Source organism: uncultured Roseobacter sp., from assembly GCF_947501835.1.
Taxonomy (GTDB): domain Bacteria; phylum Pseudomonadota; class Alphaproteobacteria; order Rhodobacterales; family Rhodobacteraceae; genus Roseobacter.
On record NZ_CANMXR010000005.1, the window covers coordinates 73,024 to 87,838 of the forward strand.

At 56.7% G+C, this 14,815-nt stretch carries 17 protein-coding genes; 7 read left to right on the plus strand and 10 right to left on the minus strand.

The genetic code is table 11. The features are described 5' to 3' along the window. Window positions 1-26 precede the first annotated feature (26 nt). The 5 genes from Q1A20_RS11685 to Q1A20_RS11705 all read left to right on the plus strand — a co-directional run bounded on the left by Q1A20_RS11685 (window position 27) and on the right by Q1A20_RS11705 (window position 3,694). Window positions 27-857, plus strand: a complete 831-nt coding sequence (locus Q1A20_RS11685) for an SDR family NAD(P)-dependent oxidoreductase (protein ID WP_299916982.1) — start codon at window positions 27-29, stop codon at window positions 855-857. 82 nt (window positions 858-939) lie between these two features. After that, window positions 940-1,146, plus strand: a complete 207-nt coding sequence (locus Q1A20_RS11690; RefSeq protein ID WP_298974855.1) for a twin transmembrane helix small protein — start codon at window positions 940-942, stop codon at window positions 1,144-1,146. Window position 1,147: 1 nt separating this feature from the next. After that, complete coding sequence (locus tag Q1A20_RS11695) at window positions 1,148-1,720, plus strand: cob(I)yrinic acid a,c-diamide adenosyltransferase (protein WP_298974854.1); 573 nt, start codon at window positions 1,148-1,150, stop codon at window positions 1,718-1,720. A gap of 289 nt (window positions 1,721-2,009) precedes the next feature. Beyond that, window positions 2,010-2,768, plus strand: a complete 759-nt coding sequence (locus Q1A20_RS11700) for an electron transfer flavoprotein subunit beta/FixA family protein (RefSeq protein WP_299916983.1) — start codon at window positions 2,010-2,012, stop codon at window positions 2,766-2,768. Continuing rightward, complete coding sequence (locus Q1A20_RS11705) at window positions 2,768-3,694, plus strand: FAD-binding protein (RefSeq protein ID WP_299407854.1); 927 nt, start codon at window positions 2,768-2,770, stop codon at window positions 3,692-3,694. Before Q1A20_RS11700 ends, Q1A20_RS11705 begins: the two co-directional genes overlap by 1 nt. Before the next feature lie 57 nt (window positions 3,695-3,751). Here the strand turns inward: Q1A20_RS11705 and Q1A20_RS11710 are convergent, their stop codons facing one another. Then, a complete protein-coding gene (locus Q1A20_RS11710) occupies window positions 3,752-4,588 on the minus strand; it encodes a DUF6473 family protein (RefSeq protein ID WP_299407857.1) in 837 nt (278 codons plus the stop codon). 157 nt (window positions 4,589-4,745) lie between these two features. On the opposite strand from Q1A20_RS11710, the gene Q1A20_RS11715 reads away from it, so the two are divergent. Next, complete coding sequence (locus tag Q1A20_RS11715) at window positions 4,746-5,621, plus strand: 3-hydroxybutyryl-CoA dehydrogenase (RefSeq protein ID WP_298974850.1); 876 nt, start codon at window positions 4,746-4,748, stop codon at window positions 5,619-5,621. 49 nt (window positions 5,622-5,670) lie between these two features. Here Q1A20_RS11715 and Q1A20_RS11720 read toward each other — a convergent pair whose 3' ends face one another. Genes Q1A20_RS11720 through Q1A20_RS11750 form a run of 7 tightly spaced genes read right to left on the minus strand, consistent with a single transcriptional unit; the run spans window position 5,671 to window position 11,056 of the window. Then, entirely contained in the window at window positions 5,671-6,552 is an 882-nt protein-coding gene (locus Q1A20_RS11720) for a lysophospholipid acyltransferase family protein (protein WP_299407859.1), read from the minus strand. Window positions 6,553-6,595: 43 nt separating this feature from the next. Continuing rightward, window positions 6,596-6,865, minus strand: coding sequence for an HPr family phosphocarrier protein (locus Q1A20_RS11725; RefSeq protein ID WP_298974848.1), 270 nt, complete (start codon window positions 6,863-6,865; stop codon window positions 6,596-6,598). 8 nt (window positions 6,866-6,873) lie between these two features. Continuing rightward, on the minus strand, window positions 6,874-7,275 hold the full coding sequence (locus tag Q1A20_RS11730; protein ID WP_298974847.1) for a PTS fructose transporter subunit IIA: 402 nt from the start codon (window positions 7,273-7,275) through the stop codon (window positions 6,874-6,876). Between the two features lie 3 nt (window positions 7,276-7,278). Then, window positions 7,279-8,166, minus strand: a complete 888-nt coding sequence (rapZ, locus tag Q1A20_RS11735) for an RNase adapter RapZ (protein WP_298974846.1) — start codon at window positions 8,164-8,166, stop codon at window positions 7,279-7,281. Next, on the minus strand, window positions 8,166-8,621 hold the full coding sequence (locus tag Q1A20_RS11740) for an HPr kinase/phosphorylase (RefSeq protein ID WP_299407862.1): 456 nt from the start codon (window positions 8,619-8,621) through the stop codon (window positions 8,166-8,168). Before Q1A20_RS11740 ends, rapZ begins: the two co-directional genes overlap by 1 nt. A gap of 3 nt (window positions 8,622-8,624) precedes the next feature. After that, window positions 8,625-10,346, minus strand: a complete 1,722-nt coding sequence (locus Q1A20_RS11745; protein WP_299916984.1) for a sensor histidine kinase — start codon at window positions 10,344-10,346, stop codon at window positions 8,625-8,627. 8 nt (window positions 10,347-10,354) lie between these two features. Then, window positions 10,355-11,056, minus strand: coding sequence for a response regulator transcription factor (locus Q1A20_RS11750; protein WP_298974843.1), 702 nt, complete (start codon window positions 11,054-11,056; stop codon window positions 10,355-10,357). A 325-nt stretch (window positions 11,057-11,381) separates the two neighbouring features. Here Q1A20_RS11750 and Q1A20_RS11755 point away from each other — a divergent pair, with 325 nt between their 5' ends. Beyond that, window positions 11,382-12,980 carry a phosphoenolpyruvate carboxykinase gene (locus Q1A20_RS11755; RefSeq protein ID WP_299407867.1) on the plus strand — a complete coding sequence of 533 codons (1,599 nt, stop codon included), beginning with the start codon at window positions 11,382-11,384 and terminating at the stop codon, window positions 12,978-12,980. 36 nt (window positions 12,981-13,016) lie between these two features. On the opposite strand, the gene Q1A20_RS11760 is transcribed toward Q1A20_RS11755, so the two are convergent. After that, window positions 13,017-13,748: a hypothetical protein gene (locus Q1A20_RS11760; RefSeq protein WP_298974841.1), complete on the minus strand. Its 732-nt coding sequence runs from the start codon at window positions 13,746-13,748 to the stop codon at window positions 13,017-13,019. A gap of 53 nt (window positions 13,749-13,801) precedes the next feature. Then, on the minus strand, window positions 13,802-14,773 hold the full coding sequence (locus Q1A20_RS11765; protein WP_299407869.1) for a LysR family transcriptional regulator: 972 nt from the start codon (window positions 14,771-14,773) through the stop codon (window positions 13,802-13,804). Window positions 14,774-14,815: the final 42 nt, after the last annotated feature.

A 14,815-nucleotide genomic window follows, 5' to 3' on the forward strand; every position in this document is an offset into this window, starting at 1 on the left:
TGAGGGTGGCAACAGCGGAGAAGCCCTTGGCACAAAAAACGATACTGATCACCGGCTGCTCATCCGGCATCGGGTATAGCTGCGCGATTGGCCTGAAAGCCCAGGGCTGGCGCGTTTTTGCAGCCTGCCGCAAGCAAGAAGATTGTGACAGGCTGAAAGCCGAGGGGTTCGAAAGCCCGCGGCTGGACTACACAGACAACGGAACAATCGACGCAGCCCTTGCAGAGGTGCTCGCGGCGACCGATGGCACGCTGGACGCGCTTTTTAACAATGGGGCTCATGGCACTCCCGGTGCCGTGGAAGATTTGCCAACAGACGCGCTGCGCGCCATTTTCGAGGCTAATTTCTTTGGCTGGCACCACCTGACCCGCGCGGTGATACCGGTCATGAGGGCGCAGGGGCACGGGCGCATCGTGCAATGCTCCTCCGTCCTTGGTTTCGTGACACTGCCATGGCGCGGTGCTTACAATGCGACCAAATTCGCGCTGGAAGGGCTCACCGACACGATGCGGATCGAAATGCGCGACACACCGATTGACGTCATCCTGATCGAGCCCGGCCCGGTCACGTCCAAAATTCGGCAAAACGCCATTCCACATTACGAACGCTGGGTGGATTGGCGCACCTCTGCGCGGCGCGCGCAGTATGAAACCGGACTGAACAAAAGGCTATACGAAGATCGCGGGCCCGACCCTTTTGAACTACCTGCAAATGCGGTTCTGGCCAAACTGATCCAGGCGTTGAATGCCGCGCACCCTCGCCCGCGCTATTACGTCACAACGCCAACCTACATCATGGGCACATTGCGCCGGATCTTGCCCACACGCGCGCTGGATTGGGTGCTGTCACGCGGCTGAATGACGCCCGTCACAAAAAACCGGTTCGCTTTTTCAGGATGTCCGCCTACATGTGCGGCTGTGGAAGAAAAGGAAAAATGCTGTGGGTGACCCCCTATTCGTGATCGCCGTTCTGGCCTGCCTTGCGGTTGTGGTTGTGTTGATGTTGGGCCTTGGGGGCTTTGCCAAAGGCGGTGCGTTCAACAAGAAAAACGCCAACAAGCTGATGCGCTACCGGATCGGGGCGCAGTTCATCGCCGTATGTCTGATCCTTGCCTATGTCTTTTTCCGCAGCCAAGGGGGCCAGTGAAATGGTTGTATTGAACAAGATTTACACCAAGACAGGCGATGCCGGTGAAACGGCGCTTGGCAACGGCGCACGCGTCGCCAAACACGCGTTGCGCGTCACCGCTTATGGCACGTCGGACGAGCTGAACTCCTTTGTTGGCGTTGCGCGGCTGGAAGCGACGGGTGAGGTCGATGGCGCGCTAAGCCGGATCCAGAATGACCTTTTTGATCTGGGCGCGGACCTCTGCCGCCCCGACATGGAACAGGACGCCGAAGCCGAATACCCGCCCCTGCGGATGATCGATGCGCAGGTGACGCGGCTGGAAAACGAGATTGACGCCATGAATGCCGAGCTTGATCCGCTGCGGAGTTTCATTCTGCCCGGTGGGTCCGCGCTGGCCGCGCATCTGCATGTTTGCCGCACGGTGTCGCGCCGGGCCGAAAGGCTTTGCGTGGAACTCGCGACGATGGAAGCGATCAACACCTCGGCCGTCAAATACCTCAATCGCCTCAGCGATTGGTTCTTCGTTGCCGCGCGCATGGCCAACAATGGCGGCAAGGACGATGTGTTGTGGGTGCCGGGCGCGAACCGCTGAAAGCGGCGCTGCCCCCGGTCGCGACGGCAGGCTTTTGAAAAAGAGAACCACCTATATTGCCACGGGGTGCCCCGGCGAACCGTTCGTGCGCGTGATTTGTCGCCCTTGCATTGCATCTCATCGGAAATTTTTGCTCCAAACCGGGAAATTCGTTAAAAACGCGGCGTTCCTGTGCGCGGGCGTGACGATTTTACACTGTTTCATGCAGCTAAGCTTGGTTAAACCACACCTCAGATAAAAATCTGGCTTGCGCATCGCGTGAGTCGCCATCCTAAGGAGAGAGACGCCAATGAAGGTTCTGGTACCTGTCAAACGCGTGATCGATTACAACGTGAAAGTGCGCGTCAAAGCGGACGGATCGGGTGTTGATCTTGCCAATGTGAAAATGTCGATGAACCCGTTTGACGAGATTTCCGTCGAACAGGCCATCCGCCTCAAAGAAGCAGGACAGGCCGACGAAGTGGTCGTGGTCTCCATCGGCGTGAAGCAAAGCCAGGAAACACTGCGCACAGCCCTGGCGATGGGCGCGGACCGGGCCATTCTGGTGGTCGCCGCGGATGACGTGCATCAGGACATTGAGCCGTTGAGCGTGGCCAAAATTCTCAAAGCCATTGTGGACGAAGAGCAGCCGGGCCTCGTGCTCTGCGGAAAGCAGGCGATCGACAACGATATGAATGCTACCGGTCAGATGCTGAGCGCTCTGATGGGCTGGAGCCAGGCAACCTTTGCTTCCGAAGTCGCGATTGAGGGCGAGCATGCGGTTGTCAGCCGCGAAGTGGACGGCGGCATGCAAACCATTAAGGTGACCATGCCAACCGTGATCACCGTTGATTTGCGCCTCAATGAGCCGCGTTATGCGTCGCTGCCGAACATCATGAAAGCCAAGAAAAAGCCACTGGATGAGAAATCCGCAGCGGATTACGGCGTTGATGTAGCCCCGCGCCTTGAAATCGTGAAAACAGTGGAGCCCGAAGCGCGCGCGGCAGGCATCAAGGTTGGCTCGGTTGAAGAACTGGTATCGAAACTCAAAGAAGCGGGGGCTGTGTAATGGCTGTTCTACTCCTTGCAGAAGTAACCGATGGCGAGCTGGCGATGGATGCCACGGCAAAAGCTGTGACCGCTGCCAAGATGCTGGGTGATGTGACCGTTCTGGCGGCTGGCGGATCTGCCGCCGCAGCTGGAGAGGCAGCATCCAAGATCGAGGGTGTAAGCAAAGTGCTGGTCGCCGAAGATGCAACGCTGGGTCACCGCCTTGCGGAATCCACGGCCGCATTGATCGTTTCGCTGTCAGGCGATTATGAGCACATTGTCGCCCCTGCGACCACCGACGCCAAAAACGTCATGCCGCGTGTGGCGGCATTGCTGGATGTCATGGTGATTTCAGACGCCTCCGGTGTTGTCGATGGCAACACATTCGAGCGCCCGATCTATGCCGGCAATGCGGTTCAAACCGTGAAATCCGCAGACGCCAAGAAGGTCGTGACCTTCCGGACATCGACCTTTGACGCTGCGGGTGAAGGCGGATCGGCTGCCGTTGAAGCGGTCTCGGCTGCCGACAACCCTGGCCTCAGCGAATGGGTTGAGGACAAGGTGGCTGCAAGTGATCGCCCTGAACTGACCTCGGCTGGCGTCGTTGTTTCCGGTGGCCGCGGTGTGGGCTCCGAAGATGACTTTGCCCTGATCGAAAAGCTGGCTGACAAGCTGGGCGCCGCTGTGGGTGCATCCCGCGCCGCGGTAGACTCAGGCTATGCCCCCAACGATTGGCAGGTTGGTCAGACCGGTAAAGTGGTTGCACCCGATCTTTATGTAGCGGTTGGCATCTCGGGCGCCATCCAGCACCTGGCTGGCATGAAGGATTCCAAGATCATCGTGGCCATCAACAAGGACGAAGAGGCACCTATCTTCCAGGTCGCCGATTATGGTCTTGTGGCGGATCTCTTTTCTGCGGTTCCAGAGCTGATCGAAAAGCTCTGATCCCTCGAACATGCTTTTAACAACCAAGGCCGCGCTTTTTTTTGCGCGGCCTTTTCGTTAAATCATATCGTGCAGCACTTCTCCCAGTTGACGGGCAACCTCGCCGTGCGCTTTGGGGCCCAGCATTTCCGCCGCTGCCATGGCTTCCATTTGGCTGAACACCATACCGTCGGTGCCTGCAGCCAAGGCCTCAGGCGTCACAACAACTTCAACGAAGCTGTTGGCCCAGGGCTTCAACTCATCCAGCATTTGCCGGGTCACAAAGAGCGGCGTCTTGGCCTTCGCCGGATCCAGCCCGATCGGTTCTTCGCTTAACGGCGCGTGATCGGCAAACCAAACCAATACCGTTTTGCCGGAAATACGCTTGAGCAAGAGCTGCATGCGGGCCAACCACGCCTTTTGCAGCTCACCGCGCACAACGGCAAAGCGATCTTTGGAAACCTGATAGAGGCAGCTCAGCATGTGTTTGGTAAAATGAAACTCTGCAAAATCGACCTCCGGATACACGGCGGACAAGAGCGGCGAAGCCGTCACAAACCGGTCGTTGCGACGCGGATGTACCGTGTAAAATCGGTTTGAAAGATTCTGCGCGCCGATAACCTGAACGACCGTTGCAACGGACCCGTTGCACGCATCACCGATCAAGGCGTCATTTACGAGCACATCAACACCCGCGTTCGAGACACCGAAATTGACGCAATTCACACCCAAATCGCTTTCCACAAGCGCCGGAAACGGGCTCTTGATAAATTTTCCATATGTTGCAGTGCCACCAAGGAACGCGACATAGGGCGCGTCCAGCCGTCGTTGTGGCCCTCTAAACAACAATTTCGAATTGCCATAACGACATGGCGCATAGTCGAGAGCCCCCGCCCCCAGAACGTCATAGGTCATAAAACCCACCTCTTTTGAATCACCCAATACGCAATGTGCACACCGAACCCTTAGATTCTGTTAAACGGCGAATTTGCCCCGTATTTTAAGCAGCATGCGGCCTTGCGGCTCACCGAGCAGGCACCGTAGAGTGCAGGAAATCTAGAAGGGGCGTCCGATGGACATCAAAGCGATCGGAATTGTGGGTGCGGGTCAGATGGGCAACGGCATTGCCCACGTCATGGCGCTCGCCGGATATGATATTCTGCTGAATGACATCAGCCAGGACGCTCTGGATGCCGCGATGGCCTTGATGACCAAGAATATGGAGCGGCAGGTATCGCGGGGCAAAATAACCGGGGAGGACCAGGCTCAGGCCCTCGCGCGGATCAAGACCACTCAGACCCTGACGGAGCTGGGACAGACGGACCTGATCATCGAGGCGGCGACAGAGCGCGAAGCCGTAAAACAGGCGATCTTCGAAGATCTTGTCCCACATTTGCAGCCGCACACGATTTTGACCTCCAATACATCTTCCATTTCGATCACGCGACTGGCCAGCCGCACCGACCGGCCAGAGAAATTCATGGGCTTTCATTTCATGAACCCTGTGCCCGTGATGCAATTGGTTGAGCTCATTCGCGGCATCGCCACGGATGAGCCAACCTTTACCGCCTGCAAGGAAGTGGTTGATCGGCTGGGAAAGACAGCCGCTTCGGCAGAGGACTTTCCCGCATTTATCGTCAATCGGATTCTGATGCCGATGATCAACGAGGCCGTATATACGCTCTACGAGGGCGTCGGCAGCGTTCAGTCCATCGACAGCTCAATGAAACTGGGCGCGAACCATCCGATGGGACCGCTGGAGCTTGCTGACTTTATTGGCCTGGATACATGTCTTGCGATCATGAATGTGCTGCACGATGGGTTGGCGGATACCAAGTATCGCCCTTGCCCCCTGTTGACCAAATATGTGGAAGCAGGCTGGCTTGGGCGCAAGACTCAGCGTGGTTTCTACGATTACCGTGGCGAAACGCCTACACCAACGCGCTGAACGCAGCGACGGTCGACCATGCGGCCACAGTGTTCGATATTGATTTGGCTTAGCCTTCCAAAGAAAGCGTGTGGTCCCGCAACCAGGCCATGAACCCGCGCGGGTCATCGTCCCATTTGCTCAAGTCCTCATGGGATAACGGGTGTCCCACAATTGGAGCCTGCGGTTTGTTGAGCGAATGCACGATTTCATGCAGCAAGAGCCCCTGCCGCAGCATTGGAGACACCTTGTTGGCAATTTGATAGGCACGCGAGTTCTGCCCCAGAAATTTGATCGGCACGACTGTCGCGCCCGACCGCCGGATCAGCTTTGCGGTAAAGACGTTCCACTCACCCTCGACCGCGGGCCCGAAATAGGTTTCGGACGCGGCAACACCGCCTGACGGGAAGAGCGCAACAACACCGCCCTCTTTCAAATGCGTCATCGCTTTGGCGCGCATTTCGACGCCTTTGCGTTGCGCGTCAGGATCATGCGGAAACGGTACCGGGATCATATAGGACCCGGCGACCTCATCGATCACTGTCAATAACGAGCGGGTCAGGATCCGATAATCCGGGCGCACGCGGCCAATCAGATCGGCAAAGATCATGCCGTCCACCATGCCATGAGGATGGTTTGAAACGACAATCACCGGCCCCGTTTTCGGGATCCTGTCCAACTGCACTTGCGGTGTGAGCAGATCGATCCCCATCACATCCAGCGCCGCGCGCCAGAATGCCTGACCCTTTGGCGCGCCCCGCCGTTCAAATTTCTTGACCAGCCGCAGAATGGTGAGCTTGCCCGTGAAAGCCTCGATTACCCTGATAACGGTCGATTTCCAGGGATCCTCGAAGGTCGACGCATAGGACAGGCTTCTGCGGTCATATTGATTAAAATTGACCGGATCAGCCTCACCTGTGGCTATGTTGACGTCTTGTGTGCTCTCTACCAAGACCCGTTACCTTGTTTCATGCGCTGAACGCCGATGTGTTACGTCACTGACCTTCGCCAAACTTTTCTGCCACAAGCGTTCTCAGCGCAGCTGCCAACGCATCGGCGTCTGGACCGGAGGTCGTCACGTCAATAATGCTTCCCTTGGACGCTGCCAACATCAAAAGTCCCATAATACTGTCACCTGATGCAGTCATGCCATCCTTGGAAATCTCGGCGCTCGCGTCAAATCCTTCGACAACTTCCACCAATTTCGCGGATGCGCGGGCGTGAAGACCCTTTTCGTTTACGATTTCTAGCGTGCAGTCGGTCATAGTCTCGTTTAGCTTTCCTGATCGGCGCTGATATTCTGGCTGTCGATGTACTTCTTACCGGCTTCGAGAGCCAGCCGCACCGCGTCTGATACGGTTTTCTGACGACTCTTTGCCAGTTTAATCAACATCGGCAAATTGGCCCCATAAAGAATGCGCCGATCACCTGGCTGGCATGCTAGAAGGCTCAGATTCGAGGGCGAGCCGCCATAGAGGTCGGTGACAACAACCACGCCACCGCCCTGATCCACAGCATCCGCCGCGCTGCAAATCTCACGCTCTTTGGAGGATCGATCGTGATCTGCTTCGATGGAAATCGCCCTGATCCCGATTTGGCGACCAACGACGTGTTCAACTGCTGCTAGATATTCTTTTGCCAAACCGCCATGTGCAACAATCACGATACCGATCACGGCTTATGCCTCTTCTTTCTTACGCAGGTCCAACTCGCGGTGTCTTATAGACACCTGCCAGCCAGCCTCCGCAAGCTGCAAAGCATGCCTTTCCGCCATAACCACCGAGCGATGCTGGCCGCCAGTACACCCAAAGGCGATTGACAGGTAAGATTTTCCCTCCTCGCGATAAGCAGGCAAAAGCAACAGGCTCAGGTCCAGCACTTTTTCGGCGAATGCGCCGAATCTCGGATCCGCCGTAACATGCGCCTCAACTGCTTCTTGCGTCCCGTTCAATGCGCGCAGCTCAGGGACCCAATAGGGATTTGTCAGAAACCTGCAGTCAAACACTGTATCCACACTGCGCGGCAAGCCACGCTTGTAGGAAAATGACTGTACAGAGACCGTCAACTTGCGTTGCCCGCCCGGCGCAAACCAATGCTCCACCTCGGCGCGCAATTGATGGACGTTCAGGTCACTCGTATCGATCAATATATCTGCCCGCGCCCGCAAGGGGGCAAGTATCTCCAGTTCTCGCATGATGCCTTCCGACGGGCGGTCATCTGGCGCAAGCGGGTGTCGACGCCGCGTTTCCGAAAATCTGCGCAGCAAAACATCCGTCGTGCAATCCAGATACAAAAGTTCGGGCGCAAGCCCTGGAACACCAGTCAGCCGCCCCAGCAAATCGATGATTGTATTGGTAGAAAAATCTCGGTTACGTGGATCAATGCCCAGCGCAAGCGGGCGCTCCTGATGCGCCCCTTCGACCAGATGCGACAAAAGCCGCAGCGGCAGGTTATCCACCGTCTCGAAACCGGCATCCTCAAGGACGTTGAGTGCACTGGACCTCCCGGCGCCCGATGGGCCGGAGACAAAAACAATTCTGCGCGCTGTTGGTTCGCTATCGGCCATTACGGATCTCTTCGCCCGCCCTTTAAGTATTGCAAAATCGCCGCAGGGAAATGGGGGCTGTCTACTTTGTGAAGACAGGGCACTTCGACACCCGCCAAAGTGATCATATGTCTGCTGGGCAGACGCTGCATTTCCTCCCGATCCATATCGACAGCGACGGTCACGGGCACGTTTGTTACGTTCGCGACCTTGAGCAGCCCGACACCCCGCGCCTCGATCAAGCCCTTGATTGTCGGTGGCGGTGACGCAAGCAAAGTGCCGCTTTGCATTGTCAGGACAGTCTGATCATCGGCGACCAACGCGGCACCATATGCCATCATTTGGAGCGCCAAGCTGGATTTGCCGGACCCCGCAGCGCCCAGGATCAGCGCGGCCCGACCGTCATACGCGACGCAGGTTGCGTGAATTGTTATGGCTGCGTCTTCTTTGTAGGGCGTCGACAGACCAGCCTCCATCGGTCAGATCGGGAGCCCCACAACAAACCGCGCACCCAAGGGATCAGAGGTGATATCGGCCTCGGTCGGGCGGATGTTCTCTGCCCAGATCACCCCGCCATGCGCTTCGACAATCTGCTTGGAGATCGCGAGACCAAGGCCCGAATTGTTCCCGAAATGCTCATCCGGGCGCTGTGAATAGAAGCGTTTGAAAATCTTCGCCAAGGCTTGGTCTGGAATGCCCGGCCCGGTGTCTTCGACAACAATCAATACGCGATTTTCCTTGGTGCGCGCCCAAATCCGTATTGCGTCTCCATCCTCGCAGAAGGAAATCGCATTTGTGATCAGGTTGACAAACACCTGTGCCAGGCGCGCTTCCAAACCATGCACCATGATCGATGTGTTGGGGAAATCAGTGATGAAATCGATGCCCTTTGACCGTGCGTCTTCGCCAAGATACTGACCCAGGTTTGACAGGGTCGTCACAACGTCAAATGCCTCTTCTTCTTCTTTGACCAGCTCACTGTCGAGCCTTGAAGCATTGGAGATATCACTGACCAAACGGTCCAGCCTGCGCACATCGTGGTCGATTACATCCAGCAGCTTTTCGCGCTGATCATCCCGTTTGACCATTCGAAGCGTGCCAACCGCGGATCGCAAGGAGGCCAGTGGGTTTTTGATTTCATGCGCTACGTCCGCTGCAAACTGCTCGTTGCCATCGATCCGGTTGTAGAGCGCCGAAATCATGCCGCGCAACGCCCCGCTCAGACGGCCGATCTCATCGGGACGCGCAGTCAGGTCGGGAATACGGATACGACCGGGGTTCATCTTACGAGCGTTCTTGTCGCGTCCCAACTCGGCCGCCGCGGCCAGATCAGAGAGCGGATTGGCAATCGTCGAGGCCAGTACCAAACTCAACCCGACAGAAACCACCGTTGCGATGAGAAACATCTGAAGCACGCTTTCAAGCTCGCCCCGCACAAGGTTGTCAATCTCACCCGCCGCCGTGGCAACAGCCACAGCGCCAATGGCTCGGTCATCCTGCAGGATCGGTGTCACAACGGTGAAGAGCTTGCCGCCTGCGACATCCAGTTCGTTCCGGATTTGTGTGCCATTGACCATGCTGTCAACGATCCAGGGCTTCAGTTTGTCGGTGAGAGGGGTTTGGTCTGCCACAGTAGGCTCAGAAAACGGGCCTGAAATTGTTGACCACAGCCAACCCAGGCCATCGGTCAGATAGGTTCGCGTGCTGGCACCACCGGCGATTGTACCAGCCGTCAGCCTGCCTTCTGTATTTGCCACCAGTGTTTCCGATTGATCAAAAACGAAAACTTCGACACCACCCCGCAAATCTAGGCGATCCAGTGTGGCCAAAACGTCAACGCCATCGCCCGTGGCAAGATTGACCGGGGCGCCCGCAGGCAATTTGGCTTCGATGACGTCAGCGATCAGCTCGGCTTCAGATACAAGCGATGCCGCGCGCTGCAAGGCCAGGCTATCGCGAGAGGAACTGAGATAGGTGAACCCGGCGAACAGGAAAATCAGCGCAATCAGGTTCAAAGTAATGATTTTACGCGTCAGCGGTGACGCGCGCAGAGACAAAAGACCGCGACGCTCGCGGGTGGCGCGCATCTCGGTTTCGGTCGCATTTTCAGGTGCCACCCAGTCTTCACCCAGGACAACATCGCCGTCCCGGGAAGGAGGTGGGGTCAGATCCCGCACAAAGTTCCTCTCGGCCAGAGCCATCTCTCCGGTTATTCTTCGTTATATCTGTAACCGATACCGTAGAGGGTCTCAATCGCGGAAAACTCATCATCAGCGGTACGCATCTTCTTGCGCAAACGCTTGATATGGCTGTCGATGGTGCGGTCATCGACATAGACCTGATCATCATAGGCCACGTCCATCAACTGGTCGCGTGACTTAACAAAACCGGGCCGTTGCGCGAGCGCCTGCAGCAGCAGAAATTCGGTAACCGTCAGCGACACATCCCTGCCCTTCCAGCTCACGGCATGGCGCAACGGATCCATTCGCAAATCGCCGCGTTCCATCACCTTTGTCTCTTCGCTGTCCGCAACCACATCGCCCGCAACCGCATCCTGACGGCGCAACAGGGCTCGGATACGTTCCACCAGCAACCGCTGCGAAAAGGGTTTCTTGACGTAATCATCGGCGCCCATGCGCAACCCCAGAACCTCATCGATCTCGTCGTCTTTCGAGGTCAGGAAGATCACCGGCATCGCGGTTTTCTGACGCAGGCGCTGCAGCAGGTCCATCCCATCCATGCGCGGCATCTTGATATCGAGCACTGCCATGTCCGGCAGTTTCTTGTTGAACGCATCCAGCGCAGCCTGCCCGTCATTGTAAGTTTCGACCTCAAAACCTTCGGCTTCGAGTGTCATGGATACAGACGTCAGGATATTCCTGTCGTCGTCCACCAATGCAATCTTAGACATTACCCGTTTCCTTGTACTGCTCGTTTATTAGATTTTTTTGGGCAATTGATCATTTTTTCGCCCTCCGAATCAATCCTTAAGTGCGAATCAGCACGGCACTCCGCGGTATTTGCATCATAATTTGATTACTAATGGCTAAATTGCCGCACATTCCTGCTGTCGTCATGACGCAGTCCTGACAGGAAAACAGGGGGTCTGAGACCGCCCTGAGACAAAGTTTGCTATGGTGGCGCTAACTGCATCAAAGCGTCCTGTTCAACAACAAAAACGTCATGTTAAGAGGCCTCTGCGCCTATGGCGAAAGCGCTGAAAAGGAGAACGACGGATGACACATGGACGGGTAAACCCGGACTTCACGCTCGAAGATCAAGGGATCAAAGGGGCGGGAACCGTCTATTACAATCTGATCGAACCCGATTTGATCCAATACGCCCTCAAGCGCGGCGAAGGTGCTTTGGGCAAGGGCGGTGCATTTCTGGTGACCACCGGTAAATTCACCGGCCGCTCGCCAAAAGACAAACATGTGGTGAAAACAGACAGCGTTGCCGACACGATCTGGTGGGAAAACAACGCGGCCATGAGCCCGGAGGGGTTTGATGCGCTGCATGCCGATATGCTGGCGCATATGGAAGGGCGCGACTACTTCGTGCAGGATCTGACCGGCGGCGCCGATCCCAAACATGCGATCAACGTGCGCATGGTCACGGAACTGGCGTGGCACGGTCTCTTCATCCGCCATATGCTGCGTCGTCCGGATCGCGAAGACCTGGATGACTTCATCGCCGATTTCACCGTGATCAACTGCCCCAGCTTTCAGGCGGATCCGGCGAAACACAACTGCCGCTCTGAGACCGTGATTGCCATGAACTTCGACAAGAAGCTTATTTTGATCGGCGGCACGGAATACGCGGGCGAAAACAAGAAGTCAGTATTTACCCTGCTGAACTACCTGCTGCCCGAAAAAGGCGTGATGCCGATGCACTGTTCGGCCAACCACGCGATGGGCAACCCGGTGGATACGGCTGTTTTCTTTGGCCTGTCGGGCACCGGCAAGACAACCCTCTCCGCGGATCCCGCTCGCATGCTGATCGGCGATGACGAACACGGTTGGTCGGATACCGGCACCTTCAACTTCGAAGGCGGTTGCTATGCCAAGACCATCAGCCTGAGTGCGGATGCCGAGCCAGAGATTTACGCGACCACCGAAAAATTCGGCACCGTGATCGAAAACATGATCTACGACGAGGAAACCAAGGATCTGGATTTCGAAGACGATAGCCTGACCGCGAACATGCGCTGCGCCTACCCGCTGCACTATATCTCCAATGCCTCCGCCTCGGCGCGCGGCGGGCACCCCAAGAACATCATCATGCTGACCTGCGACGCCTTCGGTGTCCTGCCGCCCATCTCGCGGCTAACCCCGGCGCAGGCGATGTACCACTTCCTGTCGGGCTTTACGTCCAAGGTCGCGGGCACCGAACGGGGAGTGACCGAGCCGGAGCCGACGTTTTCCACCTGTTTCGGCGCGCCGTTCATGCCCCGCCGCCCGGAAGTTTACGGCAATCTGCTGCGTGAAAAGATCGCCACCCATGGGGCAACCTGCTGGCTGGTGAACACCGGGTGGACCGGCGGCGCTTATGGGACCGGCAGCCGGATGCCGATCAAGGCGACACGTGGCTTGCTCACGGCGGCGCTGGACGGATCATTGGCCGATGCGGCGTTCCGCAAGGATCCGAATTTCGGGTTTGACGTGCCGGTGGACGTGAAAGGGGTACCGAATATTCTACTCGACCCGCGTCGCACCTGGGACGATGCAGAGAGCTATGATCGTCAGGCGGCCAAGCTGGTCAAAATGTTCTCCGACAATTTTGAACAATACCTGCCCTTCATTGACGACGATGTAAAAGCAGCGGCGATCAGTTGATCACCGCTGCAAAATGGCTTGGCGCATTTGAAGGCATCAGGCCGCCTTGCGACGACGCTCTGGTACCTCGACAACGTCCACCACAGGCACTTCCAGCATGTAGCGGGCGTCCTCGTTGCTCAGATAGCTAAGAAACCCTTCAAACGGCATGTCACTGCCTTTGCGAAACCAGCGCACGGCACCGGGCTCATTGTGCATGTAACCCATACGCTCGGCGAACCCTTTGAAGGCCACCGTCCGGGCCATGAACCCGAAAATATGGTCAGGGTTCCAGCGGCACATCGCTTCATGGATGCCATAGCGCGCCAGAACGGTAGAGAGGCCGGTGCCGCGATAGGGACCCGTGTCACCCATCCAGACTTCTCCATGATACACCACGTTGCCGGTGATACGGCCAGCGCCGGGGCTTGCACGGTACCGCGACCGTTCAAGATCGAGGTCAGGCAGGGGGGGCGGGAAGTCGCGAAACTTCTTCAACAGATACCCGCTCAGCTTCTGTTTCCGCAGGTTCAGAAGCCGTGACGCCTGCGTATGCATCAACTGCCCATCCGCGTCGCGCGCGACCAGCCAGAACGCGTTTTTATCGTTAAGATTGTGGATGTCAGGATCGAATGGCGCGCCCATCATTTGCTGCGGACGTTCCTCTCTGAGGAGCTTGCGATAGGCGAGGAAATTTGTCCCAATTGTGACCGTAATTTGATTTTGGCGCAAAATATCGCGACTGGTTGCGACGAATTGTGCCCCCTCGTTCATACTATGAAATGACATGCCAAAACTCCTTTGCCGAGCATCCTCTGGCAAAGGCTATCCTAAATAACTGATTAACGCTCGTATTTTGCGTTAATTTGGTTAAAATGCACCATAATTTCAGGCGAAGGCTGCACAATTTTGCCATGATCTAGACCAACTATCTCAACATCTGCTGATGGCTCAACCAGGGCATAAAGTGCCAGACTGCCGTCAGGGAATCGTCCCCCAAGCATTAGGCGCTGATAGTTAACAGGCTGCAAAGTTCCGTCGGATTCGCGCGGAACCAGCGTAAAGACGTGATCCAGGCGCATGCTTTGCGTTGTTTGCACTTCGTGGAAGGGTTCATCGAGCATGCGGGCGAAGTCGTCGCCACCTGGCATGCGGCCGAGAGACCGGCCAACGCTGCTGCGCGCCTTGGCCCATCCGAACCACTTCACAAAAAAGGACTCCTCCCCAAATTCCACGCAGATCCACCCAGCGATCGTGTGGCGGTAAACGATAAGATAGGGACGCACATGTTCCATGCAGGGTGATTCGAGATCGCCCCCTGCCATGGCCCAACTGCGGAGCGTCTCCCGCATCAGGCAGGATGGCGCATTCCAAATCCGGCTAAGCGAGTGCTGCTGTTGCCAAAAACACCAACCGTTCGGCAGGCTCGCACTGAAAAGCTGCAGCCCGTGGACATGGCTGACGTTGCTGTTCAACCAGGCATTCCCCCGCGCCAGAAGGTCCTGCGCTTCTGGCAATGCGCGCTCCCCTTCTTCGGTCAGACGGTATTGCCGATCCTCCACCGTGAAGAGCGCCGCACCCTTCGCCTCTTCGAGCTGTGTGATGTGGCGACGCACGGTCTGCCGGGTGCTGCCCAGCTCCTTAACCGCGTGGCTGAGGTTCAGCGTCTTGGCGAGGGTTGTAAACGACCGGATCATCTCATGCAGAAGGCCATGCGTTTCGGCAGGCTTCTTCACTGCCTGGGTTGTTTCTGAAGGGGCCACGATCTGGTTCATCGGGATCGATGGTAAATAAATCATCCAGTAACGCAACATTTTTCATACATCACCGGAACATTTTTAGTCAAAAAAAAGAAA

Coding starts and splice junctions, on each gene's coding strand:
- Q1A20_RS11695 (WP_298974854.1), top strand. CDS start 1,148: ATGGTTGTATTGAACAAGATTTACACCAAGACAGGCGATGCCGGTGAA.
- Q1A20_RS11700 (WP_299916983.1), top strand. CDS start 2,010: ATGAAGGTTCTGGTACCTGTCAAACGCGTGATCGATTACAACGTGAAA.
- Q1A20_RS11705 (WP_299407854.1), top strand. CDS start 2,768: ATGGCTGTTCTACTCCTTGCAGAAGTAACCGATGGCGAGCTGGCGATG.
- Q1A20_RS11710 (WP_299407857.1), bottom strand. CDS start 4,588: ATGACCTATGACGTTCTGGGGGCGGGGGCTCTCGACTATGCGCCATGT.
- Q1A20_RS11715 (WP_298974850.1), top strand. CDS start 4,746: ATGGACATCAAAGCGATCGGAATTGTGGGTGCGGGTCAGATGGGCAAC.
- Q1A20_RS11725 (WP_298974848.1), bottom strand. CDS start 6,865: ATGACCGACTGCACGCTAGAAATCGTAAACGAAAAGGGTCTTCACGCC.
- rapZ (WP_298974846.1), bottom strand. CDS start 8,166: ATGGCCGATAGCGAACCAACAGCGCGCAGAATTGTTTTTGTCTCCGGC.
- Q1A20_RS11740 (WP_299407862.1), bottom strand. CDS start 8,621: ATGGAGGCTGGTCTGTCGACGCCCTACAAAGAAGACGCAGCCATAACA.
- Q1A20_RS11745 (WP_299916984.1), bottom strand. CDS start 10,346: ATGGCTCTGGCCGAGAGGAACTTTGTGCGGGATCTGACCCCACCTCCT.
- Q1A20_RS11750 (WP_298974843.1), bottom strand. CDS start 11,056: ATGTCTAAGATTGCATTGGTGGACGACGACAGGAATATCCTGACGTCT.
- Q1A20_RS11755 (WP_299407867.1), top strand. CDS start 11,382: ATGACACATGGACGGGTAAACCCGGACTTCACGCTCGAAGATCAAGGG.
- Q1A20_RS11760 (WP_298974841.1), bottom strand. CDS start 13,748: ATGTCATTTCATAGTATGAACGAGGGGGCACAATTCGTCGCAACCAGT.
- Q1A20_RS11765 (WP_299407869.1), bottom strand. CDS start 14,773: ATGTTGCGTTACTGGATGATTTATTTACCATCGATCCCGATGAACCAG.